We start from the raw sequence: 15,600 nt of genomic DNA, 5'->3' as shown, positions 1-15,600 counted from the left end.
CCGGGTCGGCGCCCCACGCGCTGCGCGCGCGGGGCTTGCCCGGGACGACAGCGGAGGGTGTTCGCGGCAGCTAGGCCTTCTTCAGCACCGACACGAAGAACCCGTCCGTGCCGGTGCGGCGGGGGGTCATCAGCCAGCCCTCCGGGGTCTGCAGGGCGGCCTCGGCAAACGCCTCGGCCTTGTCCCAGAGGACGGTGGCGGTCTGCTCCGGGGGCTGGACGGAAAACTCCGGGTGCCGCGCCACGAACGCCCTGACCTGGTCGCCGTTCTCCGGCTGCAGCACCGAGCAGGTGATGTAGGCGATGCGGCCGCCGGGCTTGACCAGGCGGGCGGCGCGGTCGAGCACATCGGCCTGGTCCTTGAGGCGGATCTCCAGGGCGCCGGGGCGCATGCGCCATTTGGCGTCGGGGTTGCGGCGCCAGGTGCCGGTGCCCGTGCAGGGGGCGTCGATCACCACCAGATCAGCGGAGGCGCTGATGTCGGCGAGCGGGTCGGCGTCGCCCTTCGGGGTGCGGATCTCGGCGTTGTGGACGCCGGCGCGCGACAGCCGCTCGTGGATCGGCGCGAGCTGGCGCTTGTCGGCGTCGGTGGCGATCAGGCGGCCCTTGCCCTGCATCATCGCCGCCAGAGCCAAGGTCTTGCCGCCGGCGCCGGCGCAGAGGTCGATGACCTGCTCGCCGGGCTTGGCGGCGGTGAACAGGGCCGCGAGCTGCGAGCCCTCGTCCTGGACCTCGATCGCGCCCTTGATGAAATCCTCCTCGGCATGGATTCCGGGATTGCGCGCGTCGGCCCCGAGCGTGATGCGCAGGCCGAGCGGCGACCACGGCGTCGGCACGGCGCCGAGATGCTTGAGCGACGCCTGAACCTTCTCGCGCTTGGCTTTCAGCGTGTTGACCCGCAAATCGAGCGGCGCGCGGCTGGCCATCGCCATGGCCTCGGCGACGCGGTCGTCGCCGAACACGGCGGCAAGATACGGGTCGAGCCAGTCGGGATAGTCGCCGGCGACCGGCGGCGGCGCGCCCTCGGTGGTGCGCGCGGCCAGCGCCTTCTCCTCGGCGGCAGTGAGCGGCGGCGGCGCGAAGCGGCTGCCGTCGCACATCGCGGCGATGGTCGGCACATCCAGGCCGCGCTCGAGCTTGAGCATGCCGAGCACCCGCGCCCGCGCGGTGTCGTCCTCCATGACATAGGCGCTGGAGGCGCGGCGGCGCAGCACGTCCCAGACCAGGCCGGCAATGGCGGCGCGGTCGCCGGAGCCGGCGAAGCGGTGGCTGGTGCCCCAATCCTTCAAGGCCTTCGCCGCCGGCGCCCGCTGGGACTCGATGGATTCGATGATGTCGATGGCGGCGGACAGCCGGGCGGCCGGGGTCATTCAGGTATCCAGTCTCAGATCAGGAGAAGCATCTTCAGGGCGAAATACAGCCACATCGCCAGCAGCACCAGCGCCGAGGCGGTCCAGGCCAGGGAGCGCTTGTCTGCCCCGCTGATAAAGCCGGCGTTGACGAAGCGGGTGACGACGAACACCCAGGACAGCAGCACGATCACCAGATCGGCATGGCGCAGCGGCAGCGCAAGCGCGATCAGGGCATAGAACAAAGTCGGCAGGCCGAATTCATCGGCGGCATCCGTGGCTTGCGCCTTCCTCTTATTCCAGAACAGCAGCGCGAAGGTCAGTGCAACCTCGACGAAAACGGGCAGCAGCACCATGGGCAGCGACATCGACAATCCCCCCTTGGGAAAAGTGAAGGCCCGGCATGATGCCGGGCCCTCGTGGATGAACCGGTTCCCTCAGGACTCCGGATAAGGCGCTGTGGTTCCCGCTTTTTTGCGGACAGGCTGAAGAATCACATCAGGTGTGGCTCAGACCTTGTCCGGCCCGACCCGCACCAGCTGCTTGCCGAAATTGGCGCCCTTGAGCAGGCCCATGAACGCCGCGGGCGCGTTCTCCAGGCCCTCGGTGACGTGCTCCTTGTACTTGACCTTGCCGTCGCGGACCCAGGCCGACATGTCCTTGAGGAAGTCGCCGTGGCGGGAGGCGAAGTCGGAGACGATGAAGCCGCGGATCAGGAGCCGCTTGGTCAGGACGTTGCGCATCAGCGCGCCGGCCCATTTCGGCGCCACCGACTGGGTATCGTTGTAATGGGCGATCAGGCCGCAGACCGGCATGCGCGCGAAGGCGTTGAACAGCGGGAACACTGCCTCGAACACCGCCCCGCCGACATTCTCGAAATAGACGTCGATACCCTTCGGACAGGCTTCCTTCAGCTTGGCGGCGAGATCGGGGTCGCGATGGTCGAGACAGTCGTCGAAGCCGAACTCGGATTTCACGTAGTCGCACTTGTCCTTGCCGCCGGCGATGCCGATGGCGCGGGCGCCCTTGATCCTGGCGATCTGTCCGACCGCCGAGCCGACCGCGCCGGAGGCGGCGGCGACCACCACGGTCTCGCCCGGCTTGGGCTGGCCGATGTCGAGCAGGCCCGTGTAGGCGGTCATGCCGGGCATGCCGAGCACGCCGACGGCGGTCGAGATCGGCGCGAGGCTCGGGTCGATCTTCGCAAGACCCTTGCCGTCGGAGACCGCATGCGTCTGCCAGCCGGCGCGCGCCAGCACGATGTCGCCGGCCTTGAAGCCGGGATTGTTGGAGGCCGCCACCTCGCACACGGTCCCCGCCTCCATCACGCCGCCGACCGGCACCGGCTGGGCGTAAGACGGCCCGTCGCTCATGCGCCCGCGCATGTAAGGATCGAGCGACAGCCAGATCGTGCGCAACAGCACCTCGCCGGCGCCGGGAGTCGGGATGGTGTGCTCCTCGAGGCGGAAATCAGACGGCTTGGGCTCGCCGACGGGACGGGACGCGAGCACGATGCGCTTGGCTTGGGACATGGTGTTTCCTCTTGTTTGTTGATGTGGCGTTCGGCGCCGACCCCACGGGAGCCGTCATTGCGAGCGAAGCGAAGCAATCCAGGGCCGCGCGCGCAACCCCTGGATTGCTTCCGCCGTCGCCCTTCGGGCTATGGCGGACAAGTCGTCGCTTCGCTCCTCGCGATGACGGAGAGAGCGGTGGTTGTTTACACCCCGCCCGGATAGTTCGGGCTCTCGCGGGTGATCGTCACGTCGTGGACGTGGCTTTCGCGCAGGCCCGCGCCGGTGATGCGGACGAACTCGGCCTTGCCGTGGAATTCGGCGAGATCCTTGGCGCCGACATAGCCCATCGCGGCGCGCAGGCCGCCGGCGAGCTGGTGCATGACGTTGCCGACCGGCCCCTTATACGGCACCTGGCCTTCGATGCCCTCCGGCACGAGCTTCAAGGTGTCCTTGATGTCCTGCTGGAAGTAGCGGTCGGCCGAGCCGCGCGCCATCGCACCGACCGAGCCCATGCCGCGATAGGCCTTGTAGGAGCGGCCCTGCCACAGGAACACCTCGCCGGGCGTCTCGTCGGTGCCGGCGAGCAGCGAGCCGACCATGGCGACATCGGCGCCGGCGGCGAGCGCCTTGGCGAGATCGCCCGAGAACTTGATGCCGCCGTCGGCGATGACCGGCACGTCGGCCTTCTTGGCGGCTTCCACCGCATCCATGATCGCGGTGAGCTGCGGCACGCCGACGCCCGCCACGATGCGGGTGGTGCAGATCGAGCCCGGGCCGATGCCGACCTTGACGGCGTCGGCGCCGGCGTCGATCAGCGCCTGCGCGCCGTCGCGGGTGGCGATGTTGCCGGCGATCACCTGCACGGCGTTGGAGATGCGCTTGATGCGGTTGACGGCTTCCAGCACGCGCGAGGAATGGCCGTGCGCGGTGTCGACCACGACGAGGTCGACGCCGGCCTCGATCAGCTTCTCGGTGCGCTCGAAGCCGCCCTCGCCCACGGTCGTCGCCGCGGCGACGCGCAGGCGGCCCTGCGCGTCCTTGCAGGCCAAGGGATGCGCGACCGCCTTCTCCATGTCCTTCACGGTGATCAGGCCGACGCAGCGGTACTGGTCGTCGACGACGAGCAGCTTCTCGATGCGGTGCTTGTGCAGGATCTTCTTGGCCTCGTCCTGGCCGACGCCCTCGCGCACGGTGACGAGGTTCTCATGCGTCATCAGCTCGGAGATCTTCTGCCGCGGATCGGTGGCGAAGCGGACGTCGCGATTGGTCAGGATGCCGACCAGCTTGCCGGGGATGCCCTTGCCGCCGCCGGTGACGACCGGAATGCCGGAGAAGCCGTAGTCCTTCATCAGCGCCAGCGCGTCGGCCAGCGTCGCCTCCGGCGAGATCGTCAGCGGGTTGACCACCATGCCGGATTCGAACTTCTTGACCTGGCGCACCTGGGCGGCCTGGCCCTCGGGATCGAAATTGCGGTGGATCACCCCGACACCGCCGGCCTGCGCCATCGCAATCGCCATGCGCGCCTCGGTGACGGTATCCATGGCGGACGCCATGATCGGAATGTTGAGCGGGATCTCGCGCGTCACGCGCGAACGGATGTCGACCTCGGAGGGAAGCACATCGGAGAGGCCCGGCTTCAAGAGCACGTCGTCGAAGGTAAAGGCTTCGCGAAGTGTCTGGACGGTCGCCATCGTCAACTCCTTGTCTGCGGCCAAAACGGCCGCGATGCGGTTACGGATGAGCGGCGCCGCCGTCGAGACCATGCCTCGCCGTCGAATCGGTGCCCATCGGTGGGGTTGACGCGGGTCGATAGCATGGGCCTGTGACGAATCAAAGGGCCGATCCGCCATCCTCCCGCGATTGCGAAGAACGGCCCAGACCGGCCCTGATCAGGTCCGAAATGCGCAACAAAAGGTCGCGGACGCCCCTATTCCGGAGCAGAAGTTCCGCGCCTCTAGCGCCAGGCGCCCGGCGGCGGCCCATAGCGGCGGATGGCCTCGACCACCTCCCGGTGGCGCCGGTCCTCCCGCCGCATGTGCACGGCGATCAGCGCGTGCGCCGACGGCACCAGCAGCAGCACGTGGAAGAACAGGCCGAGGACGAGGCAGACCAGGCAGAGCAGCAGATTGAAGATGGCCGCGAACGGCTGCCCGTTGAGCAGCAGGCCCAGCGGTGGCACCAGGGCGGCGAGCAGATAGATCATCGGCACATCTCCAATAACGATGACGCGGCAGCGTCACGCTGCATCTAGGGGGCCATGCCAGCAGCGCAATGGCCTCGTTCGTCGCAGGGTGCTACAGCCGCCGCGCCGGCCTTCCCCGTCCCTCCCGAGATTCGATGAACAAGCAACGCGTCATTCCGCTGATCGTCGCCACCGCCCTGTTCATGGAGAACATGGACTCCACGGTGATCGCGACCTCGCTGCCGGCGATCGCCAGGGACATCGGCACCAGCCCGCTGACGCTGAAGCTCGCCATCACGTCGTATCTGCTGTCGCTGGCGGTGTTCATCCCGGCGAGCGGCTGGACCGCCGACCGGTTTGGCGCGCGGCGGGTGTTCTCCAGCGCGGTCGCCGTGTTCATGATCGGCTCGATCGGCTGTGCGCTCGCCAACTCCGTCGAGAACTTCGTGTTCGCGCGCATCCTGCAGGGCATGGGCGGCGCGATGATGACGCCGGTCGGACGTCTTGTCCTCTTGCGGTCCGTCGACAAGAGCGCGCTGGTCGGCGCGATGGCCTGGGTCACGATCCCCGCGCTGATCGGCCCGGTGATCGGGCCGCCGGTCGGCGGCTTCATCACCACCTATTTCTCCTGGCACTGGATCTTCCTGATCAACATCCCGATCGGCATCGTCGGCATCATCATGGCGCTGCGCTTCATCGATCCGATCAAGAGCGACAATCCCGAGCCGTTCGACCTCACTGGCATGGTGCTGGCGGGCATCGGCCTCGCCGGTCTCGCCTTCGGCCTCTCGGTCGCCGGTCTCAACCTGCTGCCGTGGTCGGTGGTCGCGAGTCTCGTTGCGATCGGCGCGATCTCGATGACGCTCTACGTCCGCCACTCCTGGCGAACCAACTCTCCTGTGCTCGATTTCTCGCTGCTGCGGCTGCCGACCCTGCGCGCCTCGATCGTCGGCGGCTTCATGTTTCGCCTGGGCATCGGCGCCCTGCCCTTCCTGCTGCCGCTGCTGATGCAGCTCGGCTTCGGCCTGTCGCCGTTCCAGTCCGGCCTCGTCACCTTCGGCTCCTCCGCCGGCGCAATGGGCATGAAGGCGCTGGCCGCGCGCCTCATCCGCGCCTTCGGCTTCCGCCATCTGATGACGGTCAATGCCGTCGTCAGCTCGGTCTTCCTTGCCGCCTGCGCGCTGTTCACGCCGGCGACGCCGCTGCTGCTGATCCTGATCATTCTCGTGGTCGGCGGCTTCTTCCGCTCGCTGCAGTTCACCGCGATCAACACCGTCGCCTATGCCGAGGTCGAGACCGCCCAGATGAGCCGCGCCACGACGCTCACCAGCGTCAACCAGCAGCTCGCGATCTCCGCCGGCGTCGCGGTCGGCGCGTTCTCGGTGGAGACCACGATGTGGATGCACGGCGCGAGCCAGCTCACCGCGGCGTCCTTCGCGCCCGCCTTCATCGTCGTCGCCATCACCTCGGCGCTGTCGTCGATCTTGTTCTGGCAGATGCCGGATGACGCCGGCAGCGAGATCTCGGGCCGCAAGGTCGCGGCGATCGCCAGTCGCAAGGGCGCCGAGAAGGGCGCGGAGAAGGCCGCCAGGAAGTCGGCGAGCGAGACCACGCAGGATGCGCGGGATCAGCGGCTGGGGTAGCGGACGGTTCTCCGGTCAAGGTCTCCGCGCGCCGGACCTCCAGAATTCGGCCAGGCGATCGGCCCACATCCGCGCGTGCTGCTCGGTGCCGGCGTGGCTCATGTGGCAGCTGTCGTGGCGCAGCGGAAGGCCGATCTGGTCGGTGTCCGGCCCCGGATAGACGCCGGTCGCAGGGTTCGGCACGGCGGCCTGCGCCGACCGGATGATCTCGTCGGGAACGCTGCCGCAGAGCGTCGCCGTGGCGACGAAGATCGGCGCGGTCACGTCGGCCGCGCGCAGCCCGGCAACGATCTCGAGATCGTTCCGCAAGTAGGACAGCCGTCCCGCCTCCTTCATCTTCGCGGTGACCTGCAATTGCGTGCCGTCCTCCGCGCCATTGATCGAGAAGGCGAAGGCGTTGGACTCGCCCTGATGCCAGAGCACCGCGCTCGGCTCGAGATTGGCCTCGCGCAGGCCGGCGATGGTCGCGAGCAGCACCTCGAAATACTTGCCGCCGCGGGCGCGCCACTCCTCGAGATAAGTCCCGCCGATCGCAACGGGGGCGATCACGACCGTCTTCGCCAGTCCGCGATCGATCAATTCGTCGCCCAGCCGGGTGGCGACGTTCTCGCCCTCGCCCGGCGTTCCCAGCAACGGATTGCGCGCCACGTAGCAGCGGCCGTCGAAGCGGTCGAAATTGTAGAACCGGTTGTGAGGCTGATAGAGCCGGCCACTCTGATCAGCCGCGCCGGTGTTGGAGATGTTCGACTGGCCCGCGGTCAGAAGCACCACCAGCCCCTCGCGCGGAATCGCGTCGCAGGCAATCGGCGTCGCCCTGGCGCGCGCAGCCTCGTCGTCCGGCACGAGACAGCGCGAGGCGCTACCGCCCGCGATGAAATCCGCATCAGAACCGTACAGCGCACGGGCCAGGTTGCGTCCCTGCAGCAGGGTCTGCACCTCCGGGTCTCCGCTGGCGCCATCGATGCGACGGTCGATGTCGGCAAAGGCGGCGCGCCGCGAGCGCACCTGCTCCAACAGTGCCAGGAAGCCTGGGGCGGTCGAGACGGGTCCGACGGCGCAGGGAACGCAATTGCCGTCGCGCGATTTGGCCGCGGTGGTCGGCTGGCAGACGTCGCGGGCCGGCAGCACCTCCGCGGCTCCTGCCCTCGCAGTCAAGGAGACGGCCAACCACGCTACGACGAGCGTGGCCACTATTACGCGTCGCATCATGCTCGGATCACTTCTTTCGTCGCCTCGGTTGACGGCCGCCTCGGGCGCCGGGCCTCTGACTTTCCAAGCCATGCGGCTGTCCCAGCCATGCGCGCCGGCACGGTCGTTCGAACGTGCGTCGGGAGCCGGGGTTTTCCATTATAGTCCGACTTCATGAAAGAGAGCCGAATCGACCCGCAGCCGCTCGCGGCGATGGCGATGAACTGTTGGCCGTCCGCGCTTCTCCTGGCAGCGACGGCGCTCGCCGTCCCGGCACTCGGCGGCATCGTCAGGCCGGCCTTCGTGCTCGGCTGCGCGGTCGCCGGCTGGTTCGCGTGGCGTCGCAGCCCCGCAGCCCACGTGCAGTCGGCGATCCTGATGTTCGCCTTTGCTCCCTTCGTGCGCCGCCTGGTCGACATCTCCGCGGGATTCGATTCATCCGGCATCATGCTGAGCGGCCCGCTGCTGTTCATCATCGCGCCAGTTCCAAGTCTGGTGCTCTCGCCCTCGGACAAGGACAGGCCGGGCAATCCGTGGCTCGTGGCGCCCCTCATCGTCCTCGCCTGCATCGTTTATGGCGGCGCGCTGTCGATATTCCAAAACGACTGGTTCAACGCCGCCAATGGCGGAATGAAATGGGCCGCGCCCGTGCTCTATGCGATCGCCCTGCAGCAGCGGTCGCGATCCGACGGCGCCCTGCTCGATGCAATCACGCGTGTCTTCCTGCTGGTGCTGCCGGTCACCGGCCTCTACGGCATCTGGCAATATGTCGATCCGCAAGGCTGGGATCGGTTCTGGATGGTGAATGCCAGCATCACCTCGGCCGGCTATCCGCTGCCCTACATGGTCCGCGTGTTCAGCACGATGAACGGCCCCGCCAGCTACGCGACCTTCACGGCCACCGGCCTGCTGCTGGTGGGCTTCCTGCGCCCGGGATGGCTGTCGATGGCGGCGATGGCGCCCGCAGCACTCGGCCTGTTGCTGTCGCTCTACCGTACCAGCTGGATCACCCTCGCGGTGGGCGTGCTGTTCTGCATGCTGTTCCCCGCGACGCGGCGTCGCGCCGCATCGATCACGGTCGGACTGGTCGGCGCGGTGATCGTCACCGTCATGTTCACGCCGTTCGCGGAGGTCATCACCTCCCGTCTGGAATCGCTCGGCAGCGTGTCGCAAGACAGCAGTGGCAGCGAGCGGCTGGATGAGTTCGTCACGCTGTGGAATGCGCCGAACAGCATGGTCCTGGGATCGGGCTTCACCATCACCGACGTCGGCGTCGCCGGCGCGATGCCGATCGACGGGCAGATCATCGCAAGCTGGGTGACGATGGGCATTCCGGTCGGACTGATCTGCCTCGCGGCCTATGTCTGGGTCGGGCTCGCCGCCACCGGAGCCGCGTGGCGGATGCCGACGCGCGAGGGCGCCGTGCTCGGGGCGCTCGCCATCAGTGCGCTCTTGGTTCAGCTGCCGCTGACCAGCATCTCGTCCGGTGAGGTCTCGGCGCTGTTCTGGATGCTCGTCGCCATGGCCTGTCCGCTCGACCAGTCGGCCGGCGCAGCACGGCGCACCGTCGCCGCGCGGCAGCATCAGGCCGGCGCCTGATCGGACGTTGCAACGCGCGGCGTGATCGCCGCAGTCTGCGGCTTGCGGGAGGCCAGTGGTGCGAGCCCGAAGACGGCCAGCAGATTGAGCCGCCGCAGGATGGCATGCGCGATCAGAGGAAGCACCACGCCGGCCACCGTTCCGGCCAGCAGGTAGACCCATGGCAATGGCGGGATGTGCAGCTTCAGCATGATGATCCGCACGCCCGAGCCGGCAAGGATGTGCAGCACATAGATCGTCATCGACGCGACGCCCGCGGCCGCAAGCCAGCGATGGCGCGTTGGCGCGAGCAGCTTGCAGAGCCCGACCGTGCCGGCGATCCCGAGCACACAGGCCGGCAGGGAGGCGAGCCCGTTGGCGTCCATGCCGGACAGCTGGCCGCCCAGCGCCACTGCGGCCGCAAAACCGATCCCGATCACGGCCAAGGCGGACCAGCTGGACGGCCGCCATTCCGCCACCACCCGGGTGCCGTAGACGCCCGCAACGTAGAACGGCAGATGATGCAGGGTGAGTGCGAGGTCAGGCCTGATCGGCAGCGCGAGGAACACACCAAGCCCGGCCAGCGCGAGCGTGATCAAAACCGTCCGCGACGGAACCAGCACCGCGAACACATGGCAGATCATCAGCGCGTAGAGGAACCAGAACTGTGCGATCGGACGATACCATATCGCGGCGAGATCTCCGGGATGGATCGGGATGTTGGCATCCCGCGCCAGCAGCATCGTGATCCCGCCTTGGATCAACGACCACAGCACGTAGGGATAGGCGATGGTCCAGAGCTTGGAGGTGAGGAAGGAACGCGCGCCGCGCCGCAAGCTGTGCTGCACGTTCAAGCCGGCCAGGAAGAAGAACAGCGGCATGTGGAACGTATAGAGCGTGTAGTCCATCCAGCGCGCGACGGCTCCATCCGGGAAGATGCCCGGGCGCACGAGACCGCCAAGCACATGACCGTACACCACCAGGATGACGCCAAGGCCACGCGCGAAATCGATCCACGCCGTGCGCGCGGTGTCAGCCGTTGCCCTCTGCGTTCCAGCGTCCATGCCCGACATGTCCTGCTTCTGTCGCGCAGCCCGCGTCCAGTCCGCGATGCTGCGAAGTCAGCGCGCCCCAAGTCATATCGCAGCCGGCTTTGCAACGCCGTCGGCGCCTGCAAGGACATCGGGGGTATTCTCGCGTTAGTCTTAACCAACCGATAAGCCTCTGCCGGATGGCTGCACCTCCGCCGGGGATCGCGACCGAAGCCAGGCACGAGGTGGAGACGCTCGCCATCCCGCCCGGCCGGTGGGCACGCTGCCGCCTGCGGCGGCTGCTTTGCCCACCCTACCGCTGGATCCGGAACGTCAGCGACCGACGAAGCCGCGGCGGGCCAACCCTGCGAGGGCCCCGCGCAGGCGGGCGCGGCCGGTGATGACGCCGCAAGAGGAGCTGAACAGGCGGACGACCAACTGGCGCCGCTGCGCCTCGGTCGGGTGCATGCGGAGGTGCATCGTCGTCCTGGAAACATCGCTCACCGAGGCCTCGATCCATCCGAGGCCGTCGAGATGCACCGGCAGCAGCGCCCCTGGCCGCATCGTTCCGCGGCCGCGCGACCGGGCCACGCGTGCCGACGACAGAGACAGCTCCTCGATCTTGCACGGCACGACCTCGCCGTTCTGCGCCAGCCAGCCCGCCTCGTCGCTCGGAAACAGGTCCTCGCCGCGCGGCAGCTCGAAGCAGACGAGAAACGCGATGAAGGCGATCAGCATCGCGATGCCGGCCCATAACAGATTGAAGTAGTCGATCGACGAGATCTCGCTGGCTGCGTTCGGCGACACGAACGCCCAGACGATGGCCGCCGCCGAGCTCGCGGCGATCGCGCCGAAAATCGCGGCGAGCCTGCCGTGGACGCGCGGCTTGGAGCGGTCGCCGCCCTTGTCGGTCACCTTGAAGGGGCGGCCGAACGGCCGGACCAGCGCGCTGAGCAAGGTGGCCGTGACGGCAAAGCAGGTCACTGCATGGGTCGCTTCCATGAACAGCGGCAGGGTCTTGGAACGCGAGATCCAGCCCATGTAGATAATCGTCCCGAGCAGCGCCGGCACGCCGTAGCGCAGGAACGACAGATAATCGGCCTCGAACGCCGGCAGTCCGGCGAACCAGTAGATCGGCGGCGCGATCAGAAGCAGCACCATGAACGGCTTGCAGGCCCAGTTGAGCACGCCATGCAGGAAGTGCCAGCGCTGGGTGAAGCTGTAGCCGCGGCTGCGCAGCGGTCCATCGCGCAACAGCGCGACCTGGATCGTGCCGAGGCACCAGCGGGCGCGCTGGGTGATGTATTCGGGCACGCCTTCCGCCGAGAGGCCGAAGCTGAGCGGCTCGTTCAGCCAGACCGTGCGATGGCCGCGCTTGAGCAGCGTGTAGGTGAGGTTGATATCCTCGGAGATCGCCGCATGCGGGAAGCCGCCGATCTCCATGAGCCGATCGCGGCGGACGACGAAGGAGGTGCCGACGCAGAACGCGCAGCCCCAGGCGTCCTTCGCCGGCTGGAACACGTCGAAGAAGAAACGCTGGTCGTCGACCCAGTGGCTTGCCGCCAGCAGATTGTGCTGGATCGGATCGGGGTTGTAGTAGAACTGCGGCGTCTGCACGACGGCGATATCGGGCTCGGACAGCAGCAGGCCGACCGTGCGCTGGAGGAAGTCGCGGCGCGGGGCGAAGTCGGCATCGAGCACCAGGATCACCGGCGCATTCGACCGCTGCGCCGTCGCCGCAAGCGCGTTGTTGAGATTGCCGGCCTTGGCGCCCTTGTTGTCGGGGCGCGTCAGATGGCGCGCGCCGACCTCGTCGCAGAAGGCGCGAAGCCGATCGCGCCTGGTGTCGTCGAGCACCCAGACGGTCTTGTTGGAATAGTCGAGCGCGAGCGCAGCCAGGATCGAGCGCTCGACAATCTCCATGGGCTCGTCATAGGTGCAGATGAAGACGTCCACCGCCGGCTGCTCGCCCCGTGCGGCCAGCGCGCGCTGCGCGGCGTCGGCCTGTCCCGAGCGGTCGACGCTGCGGGTCAGAATCAGGATCGACATCAGCGTGTAGGAGATCGCCACGATCTCGAGCGTGATGAACAGTCGCGGCCACAGCGCCTGCAGGGTCAGGTCGAACACCGGCAGCGTGTCGTGCCAGCGCCATAGCGTGTAGATCAGGAGGAACGACGCTGCGGTGGCGCCGAACAGCAGGCGGTCGCGCTGGCACGTCGGATCGAGCAGGCGCGCCATCACGAGGAGCCCGAGCAGGACTCCGAGATCGGTGGTCAACACCGAGGCGTCATTGCTGGGGAGCGGAAACATCAGGGCACCCTTGCGCCGGTGAAAGGATTCCAGCCGGTCTCGGCGAGCACGGCCCAGGCGGTGGCACCGAGATGCGGACGCTTGTAGTAGAAGAAGTCCTGGATGGTGGTCGCTCCCGTCGGATCGATCGACAGCCCCGTGGTGAGGCGCGCGTTGCGCGTCGCGTTCAGAAGTCCCGTTGCCGTGCGGTCGGCACGCAATCCTGCAAGCAGCCGCTGGCCGGCGGCGGCATCTCCGACCATGCGATAGGCCAGCGCCGCCTGCGCGGTGCCCTCGACCCAGACGCCGTCGCGATCGCCGTTGAAATCGAAGCCGCCGTCGACGGCGAGATGAGTTTCGGCAAAGCGCAGCGCCCTGCGCCAGTCGGGCGCATCCGTCACCGCCATCCACGGCCAGAGCTGGACGTCGAGCGCGAGCAGATTGCCGTCGGCGAGGTGGCCGTCGGGCTTGGTGCCGAGCAGGAAGTGATCGCCGCGGAACGTGCGATCGAGCAGCCGGCGCGCCGTCTGCGCGGCATCCCGATAGCGCGGCTCCGATGTGATACGAGAGAGCCAGGAGGCCACGGCGTAGACATCGGCATTGTGCTCGGTCGACATCCAGCTGAGGCGCACCTGCTGCGGATCGTAACCGTGATAACCGCCGCTGAAGCCGTCCGCGCCGTTCGTTGCGTTGGCCATGATCCAGTCCATCAGGCGCCGCGCGCCGGACAGGTAGCCCTCCTCGCCGGTCGCCTGATGCAGCGTCAGCAGCGCCAGCGCCGCCCAGGCGACGTTGCCGGTCGCGGTGCCGTCCTGCGCGGCGTCCTCGCCCCAGATCCTCTTGTGGTCGTCCCACCAGCCCGGCAGCAGCGCCGCGCCGGGGCCGACAGGACCGGCGCGATAGGCGTTACGCAGGCGGCCATCGCCGAAGCTGCGATCATGAGCGCCGGCATGCACCAGCGCGTTGCCGATCACGCGGCCCTCGTCGACGCGACCGCATGCGACCAGCGCGATGGCGGCCAGGGCGTTGTCATAGGTGAACGCCGTCGTCGAAAGGCCGAGCGGCAGCCCCTCCTCGTCGGCACCCGGCTCGTAGCTGCGGATGAACGCCGCGTCACGGCCGGCGAGGCCGGGCTCGACGGCCTGCATCAGTCCCGCACACAGCGACGCCTCGGCGCGCATCGGCGATGCTCCGCCGAGCAGAGCGATCACCGCCATCGTCATGGAGAGAAGCCTCATTGTGCCGAGACCGCGCGCGCCGTCGGCAGCCACTGCTCGTCGAAGACCGGCTGCTGCGCCGGTTGCGACCGCAAGGCGGAGTCGAGCTTGCTGACACCGGCACGGCGCGTCGCTTCGTCCGGCTCAGACGGGTCCAGATCGGTCAGCGACGCAACGAGGTGGCCGAGCCGGCGCCAAGTCACCGACATCGACGGCACGATGCCATTGTCGCGCGTCACGGTGACCCACTGCCCCACCGTGCAGGCCGGCGTCGCCGCGGAGGTCGGCTGCGCTGCCGGCTTTTCGTCGGCAGCGTCAGGCGTGATCATGACGTAGAGCTCGCGCCGCTCGGTCTGCGGAAATGGCACGGCAAAGCGCTCGTCGACCTTGTCGCTCGTCTTCGGCAGCACGGCGCTGACGATGCCGCTATGGAAGCCGCCGCCATCGATGCGCACCTTGGTGCCCGGCTTCATCGCTTCGCCCTGCCGATAGGAGAAGATCGCGACCACGAAGCGTTTGTCGCAATCGACCACCGAGGCGATCGTATCGCCGGCGCTGACGTGGCGTCCGGTGTCGGCGCCCACCGCCAGCACCTTGCCGGGACCGGGCGAGAGCACGTCCGCGGCAGCGAGCCGCGCCAGCCGCGCGCGCTCCGACTTGATCAATCCCTCGAGATCGTCGAGCACGGCCGCCTGCTGCTTCTCCTCGATCTCCATCCGCCTTGCATCGAGATCGATGTCACGGCGCTTCTGACTGAGCATGTTCAGCGCGACCAGATCCTCGCCGACATAGACGCCGGCGTCGAGCGCCTTCAGCTGCGTCAGCTTCTGGTTCAGCTTGGCAGTCTGCGCATCGGTGTCGTGCAGCGCCGCCGCATATTGCTGCTCGGTCGGCTTCAGCATCTCGACGCTGGCGGCATCGCGCGCGACCATGCGGTTCTGGCGGTCGACGATGGCCTTCTTCTCGCTGCTCTGCGCGTTCGACTGCGCGACGCGGGCACGCAGCTCCTCGATCTGGGACTGCAACTGCGCCTTCAACTGACCGGCCTGGCTCGCGATCTCCTGATCGAGCGAGCTGACATAAGCGACATCAGACTGATGCTTGGCACGCGTGGCGTCCAGCTTCTGACGCGCGTCGCCCGCCTTTTCTTCCAGCGAGATGAGCGTGGTGCGGTCGAGCCGCGGATTGGTGATCTCTGCGAGGCGGTCGCCGGACCGAACCTCGCCACCCGGCTTGGCCGTGAGCGAATCGACCTGGCCCGCGATCGGGGACGTCAGCAGCACCACCGGCGCATCGACCACGGCGCGATCGGACTGGTCGGCCACGATCGGCGGCACTACCGCGGTCAGCATCAGCGCCGAGAGGATGCCGGCCACGCCGAGCGCCGACACCCTCAGGATCACGGGATGGCGCGGCGGACGGGTTGCGGTCTTCGGAGCGACGGGACGTTGCGCGGGGACTGGCTTGAAACCGTCATCGAAGCGATCGGTCATCGGGTCTCTTTCGGTTTGGGGTGACACGCCCCGAAAGACGCTTCCTCAGCTGATCCGGAGTTCCAGGCTCCGGTCTCGATGGCTCAACCCAAACCGGATCGCGGGCACATCGTTTCA

12 protein-coding genes are annotated in these 15,600 nt (G+C 67.9%); 2 read left to right on the top strand and 10 right to left on the bottom strand.

The features are described from left to right. Positions 1–70: 70 nt before the first annotated feature. From ACQR1H_RS28445 to ACQR1H_RS28425, 5 genes are all read right to left on the bottom strand, one after another. Entirely contained in the window at positions 71–1,369 is a 1,299-nt protein-coding gene (locus ACQR1H_RS28445; RefSeq protein ID WP_434908535.1) for an RsmB/NOP family class I SAM-dependent RNA methyltransferase, read from the bottom strand. Between the two features lie 14 nt (positions 1,370–1,383). Next, positions 1,384–1,716, bottom strand: a complete 333-nt coding sequence (locus tag ACQR1H_RS28440) for an MAPEG family protein (RefSeq protein WP_315805034.1) — start codon at positions 1,714–1,716, stop codon at positions 1,384–1,386. A gap of 141 nt (positions 1,717–1,857) precedes the next feature. Next, positions 1,858–2,880, bottom strand: a complete 1,023-nt coding sequence (locus ACQR1H_RS28435; RefSeq protein ID WP_434908534.1) for an NADP-dependent oxidoreductase — start codon at positions 2,878–2,880, stop codon at positions 1,858–1,860. A gap of 185 nt (positions 2,881–3,065) precedes the next feature. After that, positions 3,066–4,553: an IMP dehydrogenase gene (gene guaB / locus ACQR1H_RS28430; protein ID WP_316182664.1), complete on the bottom strand. Its 1,488-nt coding sequence runs from the start codon at positions 4,551–4,553 to the stop codon at positions 3,066–3,068. 263 nt (positions 4,554–4,816) lie between these two features. Then, positions 4,817–5,065: a hypothetical protein gene (locus tag ACQR1H_RS28425; protein ID WP_315749790.1), complete on the bottom strand. Its 249-nt coding sequence runs from the start codon at positions 5,063–5,065 to the stop codon at positions 4,817–4,819. A gap of 134 nt (positions 5,066–5,199) precedes the next feature. On the opposite strand from ACQR1H_RS28425, the gene ACQR1H_RS28420 reads away from it, so the two are divergent. Continuing rightward, entirely contained in the window at positions 5,200–6,687 is a 1,488-nt protein-coding gene (locus tag ACQR1H_RS28420; RefSeq protein WP_316182661.1) for an MDR family MFS transporter, read from the top strand. Between the two features lie 15 nt (positions 6,688–6,702). Here ACQR1H_RS28420 and ACQR1H_RS28415 read toward each other — a convergent pair whose 3' ends face one another. Then, positions 6,703–7,815, bottom strand: coding sequence for a sialate O-acetylesterase (locus ACQR1H_RS28415; RefSeq protein ID WP_434908533.1), 1,113 nt, complete (start codon positions 7,813–7,815; stop codon positions 6,703–6,705). A gap of 234 nt (positions 7,816–8,049) precedes the next feature. On the opposite strand from ACQR1H_RS28415, the gene ACQR1H_RS28410 reads away from it, so the two are divergent. Further along, positions 8,050–9,474 carry an O-antigen ligase family protein gene (locus tag ACQR1H_RS28410; protein WP_434908532.1) on the top strand — a complete coding sequence of 475 codons (1,425 nt, stop codon included), beginning with the start codon at positions 8,050–8,052 and terminating at the stop codon, positions 9,472–9,474. On the opposite strand, the gene ACQR1H_RS28405 is transcribed toward ACQR1H_RS28410, so the two are convergent. From ACQR1H_RS28405 to ACQR1H_RS28390, 4 genes are all read right to left on the bottom strand, one after another. Next, positions 9,459–10,526 (bottom strand): acyltransferase family protein, encoded by a 1,068-nt coding sequence (locus ACQR1H_RS28405; protein WP_434908531.1) that lies wholly within the window; start codon positions 10,524–10,526, stop codon positions 9,459–9,461. The genes ACQR1H_RS28410 and ACQR1H_RS28405 overlap by 16 nt on opposite strands. A gap of 291 nt (positions 10,527–10,817) precedes the next feature. Beyond that, positions 10,818–12,794, bottom strand: coding sequence for a glycosyltransferase family 2 protein (locus ACQR1H_RS28400; RefSeq protein WP_434908530.1), 1,977 nt, complete (start codon positions 12,792–12,794; stop codon positions 10,818–10,820). Beyond that, a complete protein-coding gene (locus tag ACQR1H_RS28395; RefSeq protein ID WP_434893951.1) occupies positions 12,794–13,996 on the bottom strand; it encodes a hypothetical protein in 1,203 nt (400 codons plus the stop codon). Before ACQR1H_RS28395 ends, ACQR1H_RS28400 begins: the two co-directional genes overlap by 1 nt. Positions 13,997–14,007: 11 nt before the next feature. Next, the gene (locus ACQR1H_RS28390; RefSeq protein ID WP_434893950.1) at positions 14,008–15,483 is read right to left on the bottom strand and encodes an HlyD family secretion protein; all 1,476 of its coding nucleotides are present in this window, start codon (positions 15,481–15,483) and stop codon (positions 14,008–14,010) included. Between the last annotated feature and the right edge of the window lie 117 nt (positions 15,484–15,600).

The organism is Bradyrhizobium sp. HKCCYLRH2015 (assembly GCF_051168215.1).
Lineage (GTDB): Bacteria > Pseudomonadota > Alphaproteobacteria > Rhizobiales > Xanthobacteraceae > Bradyrhizobium.
This window is presented reverse-complemented; position numbering and strand designations above follow the sequence as displayed.